7 protein-coding genes and 6 pseudogenes are annotated in these 8,862 nt (G+C 67.2%); 4 read left to right on the top strand and 9 right to left on the bottom strand.

Going from position 1 to position 8,862, the window contains the following annotated elements:
- The coding region (locus ACFV3E_RS45905) for an IS110 family transposase (RefSeq protein ID WP_500542398.1) at positions 1–357 on the bottom strand (357 nt) is incomplete at its 3' end.
- A 541-nt stretch (positions 358–898) separates the two neighbouring features.
- Between ACFV3E_RS45905 and ACFV3E_RS45900 the strand changes: the two are divergent.
- Positions 899–1,297 (top strand): annotated as a pseudogene (locus ACFV3E_RS45900) (transposase); the annotation flags it as partial.
- On the opposite strand, the gene ACFV3E_RS45895 reads toward ACFV3E_RS45900, so the two are convergent.
- Complete coding sequence (locus ACFV3E_RS45895; RefSeq protein WP_500542396.1) at positions 1,263–1,691, bottom strand: hypothetical protein; 429 nt, start codon at positions 1,689–1,691, stop codon at positions 1,263–1,265. The pseudogene ACFV3E_RS45900 and the gene ACFV3E_RS45895 sit on opposite strands and share 35 nt — an antisense overlap.
- Before the next feature lie 286 nt (positions 1,692–1,977).
- On the opposite strand from ACFV3E_RS45895, the pseudogene ACFV3E_RS45890 reads away from it, so the two are divergent.
- Positions 1,978–2,094, top strand: a pseudogene (locus ACFV3E_RS45890) (IS5/IS1182 family transposase); the annotation flags it as partial.
- A gap of 102 nt (positions 2,095–2,196) precedes the next feature.
- Here the strand turns inward: ACFV3E_RS45890 and ACFV3E_RS45885 are convergent.
- The 3 genes and pseudogenes from ACFV3E_RS45885 to ACFV3E_RS45875 form a co-directional block, all read right to left on the bottom strand.
- Positions 2,197–2,547: pseudogene (locus ACFV3E_RS45885) on the bottom strand (transposase); the annotation flags it as partial.
- Positions 2,466–2,813 (bottom strand): annotated as a pseudogene (locus ACFV3E_RS45880) (transposase); the annotation flags it as partial. The pseudogenes ACFV3E_RS45885 and ACFV3E_RS45880, both read right to left, overlap by 82 nt.
- 362 nt (positions 2,814–3,175) lie before the next feature.
- Complete coding sequence (locus tag ACFV3E_RS45875) at positions 3,176–3,418, bottom strand: helix-turn-helix domain-containing protein (RefSeq protein WP_500542394.1); 243 nt, start codon at positions 3,416–3,418, stop codon at positions 3,176–3,178.
- A 158-nt stretch (positions 3,419–3,576) separates the two neighbouring features.
- Between ACFV3E_RS45875 and ACFV3E_RS45870 the strand changes: the two genes are divergently transcribed.
- Both ACFV3E_RS45870 and ACFV3E_RS45865 read left to right on the top strand, forming a co-directional pair.
- The gene (locus ACFV3E_RS45870; RefSeq protein ID WP_500542392.1) at positions 3,577–3,906 is read left to right on the top strand and encodes a hypothetical protein; all 330 of its coding nucleotides are present in this window, start codon (positions 3,577–3,579) and stop codon (positions 3,904–3,906) included.
- The gene (locus tag ACFV3E_RS45865; RefSeq protein ID WP_500542390.1) at positions 3,903–4,274 is read left to right on the top strand and encodes a fic family toxin-antitoxin system, toxin component; all 372 of its coding nucleotides are present in this window, start codon (positions 3,903–3,905) and stop codon (positions 4,272–4,274) included. Before ACFV3E_RS45870 ends, ACFV3E_RS45865 begins: the two co-directional genes overlap by 4 nt.
- Before the next feature lie 49 nt (positions 4,275–4,323).
- On the opposite strand, the gene ACFV3E_RS45860 is transcribed toward ACFV3E_RS45865, so the two are convergent.
- From ACFV3E_RS45860 to ACFV3E_RS45845, 4 genes and pseudogenes are all read right to left on the bottom strand, one after another.
- A complete protein-coding gene (locus ACFV3E_RS45860; protein ID WP_500542400.1) occupies positions 4,324–5,067 on the bottom strand; it encodes an IS6 family transposase in 744 nt (247 codons plus the stop codon).
- 77 nt (positions 5,068–5,144) lie between these two features.
- Positions 5,145–5,396 (bottom strand): annotated as a pseudogene (locus tag ACFV3E_RS45855) (transposase); the annotation flags it as partial.
- Positions 5,397–5,615: 219 nt separating this feature from the next.
- Positions 5,616–6,819, bottom strand: a pseudogene (locus ACFV3E_RS45850) (IS110 family RNA-guided transposase).
- Positions 6,820–7,390: 571 nt separating this feature from the next.
- The gene (locus ACFV3E_RS45845; protein WP_500542388.1) at positions 7,391–8,539 is read right to left on the bottom strand and encodes an IS110 family RNA-guided transposase; all 1,149 of its coding nucleotides are present in this window, start codon (positions 8,537–8,539) and stop codon (positions 7,391–7,393) included.
- Positions 8,540–8,862 lie beyond the last annotated feature (323 nt).

Genomic DNA, 8,862 nt, shown 5'->3' with positions numbered 1-8,862 from the left:
GCCAAGATCCGCAGCGAACGCCAACAACGCTGGGGCCGCCCACGACCCAAAGCCGCCTAACCAACCCCGGCAACGTTCATGGTCAACGCAATAGCGGGCGGCGGCCATCGGGTTGATCGCGTAGACCGGGCGGCCGGCGGCTCGCAGGCAGGAGACCAGCAGGCCACGGGATGTTTCGATGGCCACCGGTATCGGAGTCTCGGCGCTGTCGCCGTGCTCGGCGAGGATCGTCATGAGCTGGGCAAGACCCTCGGCGTCGTCGGTGATCCTCGCTCTGGACAGCAGGGAGCCTGTGTCGTCGACCACGACGACGTCATGATGGTCACTGGCCCAGTCGATGCCGCAGAACACACTCAAACTGGTTCACGCCCTCTCGGCTTGGTTAGCGTGTTTCGGCTGGTCACAGCCGTGCGGGGCACGCGTCTCCCTAATGGCAGGGCTCCATGGCCCGTCATCCGATTAGCCGTTCGTGACCCCAGCGACCCGCACGGCCCTCCGTCTCGGGCAGAGCTCGGTGGCTCCCGAACATGTCAGAGGTGACCCCTGCGAGCGGCTCGGACCACGACCATCAACGGTCCGATCATGTGATCGGTCACGGTGCCGACGGCGAGCGCCAGCGCCCGCCAGTCTTCTTTGAGGGCTTGTGCCCTGGTCAACGGAGGACGTCGTACTGACGCCGGCCGTCGACAACGTGACCGAGGCGGCGGGAGACGCTGTCGGCTCGACTCTGCATTCAAGGGGTCCAGGCCCCGGGAACCCACGACGAGTACAGTCAGCACTTTCCGCTGCCCGGCGGGATGGGAGCCATCGAGCCGCTCTACCTTCAAGAGCTCACGGCTTGGGTGATGTCAAGGCTTCGCCGGCTTCCACCGCTGCCCATTAGGTCAACGGACGCAAGCGCCATATCGTGGTGGACACCCTCGGACTGCTACTGACCGTGATGGTCACGGCCGCTTCGGTGACCGACCGTGAGGCCGCTGGCGGTCTGCTGGCCCGGCTGCGCAAGCGGCACTGGCGCATCTCGCGCGTATGGGCGGACGGCGGTTACACCGGGCATCTGGTCGACGTCGCCCGCGCTGTCTGGCGGATCGCACTGACCGTGGTCAAGCGCACCGACGACACCCGCGGATTCACCGTGCTGCCCAAAAGGTGGCTGGTGGAGCGGACGTTCGCGTGGCTGATGCGCTCTCGCCGCCTGGCCCGCGACTACGAGACCCGCACCGACAGCGCCGAAGCGATGATCCACTGGTCGATGAGCATGGTCATGAGCCGCCGGCTCGCCCGGCGGGGACGCTGAACATCCCCGGATTCTCTTCGACCAGCCAGCCCCGCACGACCAGGCGCTTGGCTTTCGACCGCACGCCCTCGACCTTCGCCGGTACCGGCGCGAGCCCAAGCGCCGCGGCGAGCTGCCGGCAGTCCATCGCCTCCCCGTCCAGGCCGGCCAGGATGTCCATGAGCCGCCGATAGTCCGGCGCCAGCACCGCCGGGTCGAGGCCTGCCCGCCATGCCCGCACCACCGAACCGGGCACCGCACCCGCCACCGGCACGGGCCGTTTGTCGGACGCGGCAGCGGGCACATTCTCGCGTCCGCGCGGTTCCGCCAGGACCTGGCCGACCGTCTCGCGGGCGGTCACGAACCGCTGCCACGTGGCCTCGGCGTCCCGCAGTTCGGCCTGCAGGATCTCCACCCTTTGACGGGCAGCACGCTCCCGCTCTTCCAACAGCCCCAACACCGACGGCATCTGACACCCCACGCGAAGAAATGACACGACGCGTCATCCCTGCCGCCGAGCCACCGAAATCATGCCTGACCAGCGGAAACGCAGCTACCGCCTTCGGAAAAACAACACCTTCTAAGGGCTCGCAGAGGATTAAGAGCCTGCGCAGATAGGCAGGCGAGGTACCCGGGCAGCGAGGCGGGCACAGATCTCCGTGATCATGGAGTTGCGACGCTCTGTGATCACTGGGGGACCTGTGCCCGTGCTGCCATCATGGCTGACTGACCCGCTCTGGGACCAATTCGCTGCGCTGCTGCCTGAGCGCCCGTCAACGCCTTCTTCGACCTCGCAGACACGATCATCGCCGTCCGTAGCCTGATCCGCCGGGCCTGGACCACCCACCGCTAGGACGACCGCCCGAAGCGACGCCCATGAGCGCCCGCCTATCTGCGCGAGTTCTAATTGAAATACAGGTCCCGGCGGTGCCGGAGTGCTGGCGCTGCACGCCCGCGGAGGTGGTGCCCTTCTTCACGAAGCCGGTGTCATCGATGATCAGGACTCCGCCGTCCTCGCCGAGGCGTTCGCCAACGTAGGCCTGGAGCTCGTCGCGGATCTCGTCCGCGTCCCAGCGGGCGCCGGCGAGCAGGTGCTGTAGGCCGTCAGGAGCGGCGTGGCCTGCGCGATCTCGTCGGGGTCGGCGAAAGACTGCCCGGCAAGGGCGGTCTTGCGGAAGATGCGCCACCAGCCTTCCTGCAGGTTGAGCCAGCAGGCACCGACGGGGATGAACACGTGCCGAATCCTCGGGTGGTCCTCGAGCCAGGTCCAGGTGGCGAGACTATTGTGGGAGGAGAGGTTGCCGGTGACCACGTAGATGTCGCCGCTGGGGTTGGCGTCCTCGAGCTTCTGCAGGAACTGCTGGTAGAAGACGCTGTTGCGGGAGGAGGCGGTCATTGTGACCTGCTGTCCGTCGGCTATCCGCAGGCCGCCGTAGACCCAGCTCTTCTCCGGTCCGCGGCTGCAGTCGATCTCGTTCTTGATCCGGTGTCCGTCCGGCGACCAGCCCGGCGCCGGCGGGAAGGTGCGAGGGATCACCAGCCCGAGCTCGTCGGCGCAGACGACCGTCGCACCGTCGGACGGGCAGGTGTAGAGCTCGACGATCCGCGTCCTTTTCCCTCGAAATCCGGATCCTTCGACCGCGTCCAGGAGCGGGTACGGCGCCAGCGAACGCCCTCGGCCAGCAGAATCCGGCGGACCTGTGAGCGGCCCACCGTAATCCCCATCGCCTTGGCCACTTCAGCCAGCGCATCCAGCGTCCACTCAGGCGGCCCTGCCTCGTCTTCCGCGGCGAGTTCACCGTCGGTCTGCACCGTCAGCCGTCCCGGCGGCGGGCGCTTGACCAGGCCAATGATTCTCGAACGCTCGGCCTCGGGGAGCCGCCGTTTGCGGCCCTGACCTCACAGATCCTCCAGGCCTGCCAGTCCCGTCCGGTTGAAGCGGTGCAACCAGCGCCGCACCGTCTTCTTGCCGCAGGCCAGCTCGGCCGCGATCGCCGGCACCCGCATCCCGGCCCAGCTCAGCTCCACCATCCGGGCCTGCGTCACCAGATCCCTCGGCGCATTGCGCGCTCGTGCCAGCCGACGCACCACGGCTTCCTCACCGGCATCACGGCTCTGCTGTGCCCGTAACACCACCCCCACACACCCACCCCGAGCCACAAACCACCCCGCCACAGCACATATACCCAGTGAAAGCAGAATCCAGCACTAGACGGCGGCCGGGCGCGAAACGGGACTGGCAAGCCGGCCCGCCGGATTGCCCCTCCCGGATGGGTGATACCAGTGATATCGTTGCCACCATGACGGCATCCGAGAAGGCCACACCCGAGAAGAAGGCCATGAGCCTTCGCTTCCCCGACCCCGAGCAGTACGCCGCCATCGCCGCGGCCGCCAAGGCGTCCGACATGAGCATGCAGGACTACGTGCTCTCCGCCGCCTACGAGCGCGCCACGGCCGTCGAGCGGGTCTTCCTGGACGCCGCCCGGCAGGCCGCCGAGTACACCCGCGAGGCCTTCGCCGAGATCGGCGACGACCAACCCGACACCGACCGGCGCGCTGCCGCCCAGGCCGCACGCTACCGCCTGGAAGAGCTGGACGGCGCCGAGGCTGGCCACGGGAACGCCGCGTGATCCACCGCATCGACGTGCCGTTCCTGCTGCACGCCGCCGAGCAGATCGATGGCGACCCGCAGGTACACGAACTGGGACCGCTGTACGCCGCGGTGGCCCGCGTCCAGGCCAGCGCCATGGAGCGCAGCGTGTACGGCTCGGACCACCTCAAGGCGGCCGCGCTGATGCACACCCTGGCCCGGCTGCCCTGCCTGGAGCACTCGAACCTGCAGTTCGCATGGGTGAGCACCGTCGGATTCCTGACGCTTCAGGGCTACCGCCTGGACTACCAGCCCAAGGTTGCCGCCGCGCTCGTCCGCGACGCGGAGGCCGGCCGGGTCACCGTGGAGGAGATCGCCGTGACGCTTCACGGCTGGACCGCCCGATGAGCCGGCAGGGCCGTGTCACGTTGATGGGGGCTGATCGGCTGAGGTCGTGTCAGGGTGTGGTGGGGCTCGGTGGTGGGTCTGGTTTAGGCTGCGGCGGGCTGGCCGGCGACGCCGGTGTCTGGTCCCAGATGGTGAAGCGGGTGATCATTTCGGTGCGGTGTTCGGTGCTGGTCATCAGGTTGCGTGGGGGCCGGAAATGAGGTGAGATGCCACCGAACGCGGACAGGAACCGCTGGGCTCCGCCGACAGAGCGGAAACCCTTCATCGCGCGTTCGCGCTGCCGTGTGGGCTGGTGGGAGTTCTCGGCCCGGTTGTTCAACCCCTTGTGGGAGCGGTGCTCGACCGAGGGCATGACCTCGCGGTGGGCGGCGCCGTAGGAACGGAGCTTGTCGGTCACGATCACCCTCGGCACCGACTGGGTCTTCTTCATCAGCTTCCGGAAGAAACTCCTGGCTGCGGCCTTGTCGCGACGACTCTGGACGAGGATGTCCAGCACATTGCCGTCCTGGTCCACCGCCCGCCACAGGTACTTTCGCTCGCCGTTGATCTTGATGAAGACCTCGTCCAGATGCCATTTGTCGCCAGGGCGTGGACGGCGTCGGCGCAGCGCGTCGGCGTAGGACTGCCCGAACTTCCGGCACCACCGGCGGACCGTCTCGTAGGAGACGATCACGCCGCGCTCGAGCATCAGCTCCTCGACCTCACGGAAGCTGAGCGGGAACCGGAAGTACACCCACACGCAGTGGGAGATGACCCCCACCGGGTACCGGTGACCCCCGTACGACGGCGGCATGCTCACCACGCGCGATCCCCTCCCGAGCATGATCAACCCGAAGAACATCTCACACCGCCAGCCAACGTGATAGTGCCCTCCAGCGCGATCTGCTTGAACTGGGCGAAGAGGCCGAGCCGGATGCACTCGTCGCGGCGGTTGCGGATGGTGGTCGCCGAGCAGGTCGTGTCGGCAATCGCCTGGTAGGAGCAGCCGAATCGCAGTAGCTGCAGCAGCTTGTGGAACACGATCCGGTCGGTGATGCGGGGCCGGTGGCAACCCAGCGGGTGGGACGGATCGACCGTCGGGCGCTCAGGCAGCAGCGCAGCGAATTGGTCCCAGAGCGGGTCAGTCGATCACGGAGATCTGTGCCCGCCTCGCTGCCCGGGTACCTCGCGCGCCGCCTATCTGCGGAGCAGCACTACTGATTCCCAATGTGGTTGTCAACGCCTGGATCGTGACTGGCTGCAGTTCCCTCAATCAATGGTGGCAACGGGGAGTGGTGGGCTGCTCTCGAAGGGGCGACTGTCGCGCAGAAGTGCCCATAGACACCTCACGGAGCTAAGTCGTCAAGCGGCTTCGAGAAGTTGTGTGGGGAAGGCGAGGTTCTCGTCGAACAGGATGTGCTTCTGGAGGCAGTGGTAGAGCTGGCCGATCATTTTGTTGAAGAGGTTTCTCTGAGCGGCGGCGTGCCAGTCCCCGGCCTCGCGGCGGCGGTCGTAGTGGGCTTTTCCGCCCGGTGATTGGGTCAGTGAGGCGAAGGCCCACAGGTAGCCGGCGTGGTTGAGCCGGTCGTTCTTCACGCAGCGTCTGGTGATGCTGGACTTCTTGCCGGACGCCCTGGTGATGGGGGATGCACCGGCGTAGGCCTTCATGCCGCGGGCAGTTGTGAAGCGGGCGTGGTCGTCCCCGATCTCAGCGAGGATCCGGGCGCCGAGCTGGGTGCCGAGCCCGGGGAGGCTTAGGATGATCTCGGCGTCCGGATGCTGAGCGAAAGCCTCTTCCACCGCCTGGGCGAGCTGGTCAGCGGCCGTGCAGGCGGCGTCGAGCTGCCGCAGCAGAGCGAGCAGCTGCTTGCCGAGCGCGTCCTCGACCAGTGGCGGATGGTGCGCGGATGCGCTCGGCGTCGGTGTCGATCCGGCGCTGACGGCCGGCGCGCTTGAGCGCCGAGCGTAGTTGCGCGAGCGACAGGCGGGCCGCCCGCGAGGGCGTGGGGGCGAGTTCCAGCAGGATGCGGGTCTCGGGGCGACAGAGGCCGTTCTGCCAGTGCAGGTAGGCGTCGAGGGCGGCGGGGAAGTACTCGCGCAGGAGCGAGCGGAGCTGGTTGGCGAGCTGCTGCCGGTTCCAGACGGCGTCCTGCTGGGCGCGGGCGAGGACGGCGATGGCGCGGGCGAGATCGCTGTCCTGGGGCAACGGCCGGTGGGCGTGCATATCGGTACGGAGGATGTTCGCCAGGACGAGGGCGTCGCCGGGGTCGGACTTCTTCCGTGTGACCGCGTGGCGGTCGCGGTAGCGTGCGGCGGCCATCGGGTTGATGGCGTAGACCTGGCGCTTCCCGGTCCGTAGCACGGCGACGAGCAGGCCGCGGGAGGTCTCGATGGAGACCGGGATCGGGTTGTCCGCGGTGTCGCCGTGCTCGGCGAGCAGATCCAGCAGGATCTTGTAGCCGGCCGCGTCGTCGGTGATGTGGCGTTTGGCCAGGAGCGTGCCGTCGTCGTCGACCAGGGCGACGTCGTGCGTCTTCTCGGCCCAGTCGATGCCGCAGTAGATCAACTTTCCCTCCCCGAAGTGCGGGTGTTTACACTGGTCACGAGCGCATGCGGGGCCACGCAGCGACCTAATTCCAGGCCTCGATCAAGGACGGGCCGACACCTCACAAGCCGTTCGTGGTACCAGCTCACCGCACGGGTCCCGGTCTGTTCCCAGAGCTCGGACGGCTCGGGGAATGCAAGAGATCACCGTGCGACGGGCTCGCACCACCGACTCCAACGAGTGATCAGGCAAACGGTGTTGACGCCGCTGGTGGTTGTGAAGGCGCCGAATGCCGCCGATCTTGGCGGAGACATCATGGCCGGGCTGAAAGAAGGCGTGCGTCCGGAGCCCACACAACCGCCAGCAGCGTCAGCGCTGGGTGGATGGCGGCCACGAGAGCACCGGATGGCACTGCTCTATGGGAAGGCATCTTGGCCGTGACGTTGAGAGGTATCCACCGGAACTCAGCGGACCACCACCCGCCAGCTGGGTTGCGCAGCCGTGCTCGTCGGAGACCTGGACGGCCCGATGGAGTGCAGGCGTCACAACCCGTTCGAACTACCTCACCGACCGGTGAGGGCCGGTGAGCTCCTTACAGGGGAATTAGGACGTTGAGACGGCGGCGGGCGAGGGCGATGATGGCCTGCTTGTGGGTCTTCTTCTCGGCTCGTTTTCGGTCGTAGAACGCCTTCGAGGTGGGGCAGCACCGGGCGGCGACCTGGGCGGACATGTAGAAGACCCGCATCAGACGGCGGCAGTAGCGGCGGGGGCGGTGCATGTTGCCGCTGATCCGTCCGGAGTCTTTGGGGACGGGCGCCAGGCCGGCGACACCGGCGAGGCGGTCGGGGCTGCCGAACACGTTCATGTCTCCGCCGGTGTGAGCAATGAACTCGGCACCTAAGACGGGCCCGAGGCCGGGCATGCTCAGAATGATTTCGGCGTATGGGTGGTCGCGAAATCGGCGCTCGATCAGGGCGTCGGTCTCGGCGATCTCCTCGTCAAGGGCCATCACCTCCCTCGCGAGCCTGGCGACCACCGCCGCCCCCAGCTTCTCCCCGGGGACGGCGGTGTGCTGGGCATCGGCGGCGGCAACGGCGGTGGCTGCGACGAGCTGGTGGTTGCGGACCTTGCGGTTCTTCAGCCAGGTCGCAAGGCGGTTCTTGCCGATGCGTTGCAGGGCGGCTGGTGTCTGGTAGCCGGTCAGCAGCACCAGGGACGCTTTGGAAGTGCTGTAGTCGAAGGCCCGTTCCAGGGCAGGGAAGTACTCCAGCAGCCGTGCTCGCATCCGGTTGATCGCCCTCGTGCGGTCCGCGGCAAGGTCGAGCCGACGCGAGGTGAGGATGCGCAGGTCGACGGCGATGCCGTCACCGCGGTGCATGGTCTGCAGATCGCGGCGCATGCGGGACTGGTCCGCGATGATGAACGCGTCCTTCGCATCGCTCTTCCCGTCTCCGCGGTACGAGCCGGCGGCATGGTGGACGGTCCGGCCGGGGATGTAGAGAACCTGCTGTCCGTTGTCGGTCAGCAGGGCGATCATCAGCGCGGCCCCGCCGGCATTGAGATCGATCGCCCAGGTCACTGGATCCCCCTCACTCAGCGCAAGGACATCCGCGATCAGTTCCAGCAACACGGCCTCGTCATTGGCCACCCGCCGCGACAGCCTGCGCTTGCCCTCGGCGTCGATCACCATGCAGTGGTGCTCGGTCTTGCCCGCATCCGTACCGGCCCACAGCTCAGGCACGGCCACCTCCGAAGTCGCTCCAGATCCGGTTCCGGCAGACGACCTCGCCAGCGTGTCCTTACCAAGCGATCGTGCCGCGCGTATCCCAATCAGTGGCCGAGTCGTCGCGGGACGCCGGGCGGCCAATCAGTAGAAGCCACTCGTACGGCATGAGATTGACAGCCACACCCAGCATCCCTGGGTCTCCCGATCCTACGAGTGACCGGAATCAACCCACCAACAACGTAACGGTAGTTCGTTAAATCCGGTGGTGGTGTGGGTTGACGGCGGGTCGGGTTGGTCGTAGGCCGGTGGTAGGGGTGAACTGCCGTGTTGGGGGCTGA

The organism is Streptomyces sp. NPDC059718 (genome assembly GCF_042733315.1).
Lineage (GTDB): Bacteria > Actinomycetota > Actinomycetes > Streptomycetales > Streptomycetaceae > Actinacidiphila.
The sequence above is the reverse complement of the archived record's forward strand: the minus strand, read 5'-3'. Positions and strand labels throughout refer to the sequence as shown.

Coding starts and splice junctions, on each gene's coding strand:
- ACFV3E_RS45860 (WP_500542400.1), bottom strand. CDS start 5,067: ATGCCGCCGTCGTACGGGGGTCACCGGTACCCGGTGGGGGTCATCTCC.
- ACFV3E_RS45870 (WP_500542392.1), top strand. CDS start 3,577: ATGACGGCATCCGAGAAGGCCACACCCGAGAAGAAGGCCATGAGCCTT.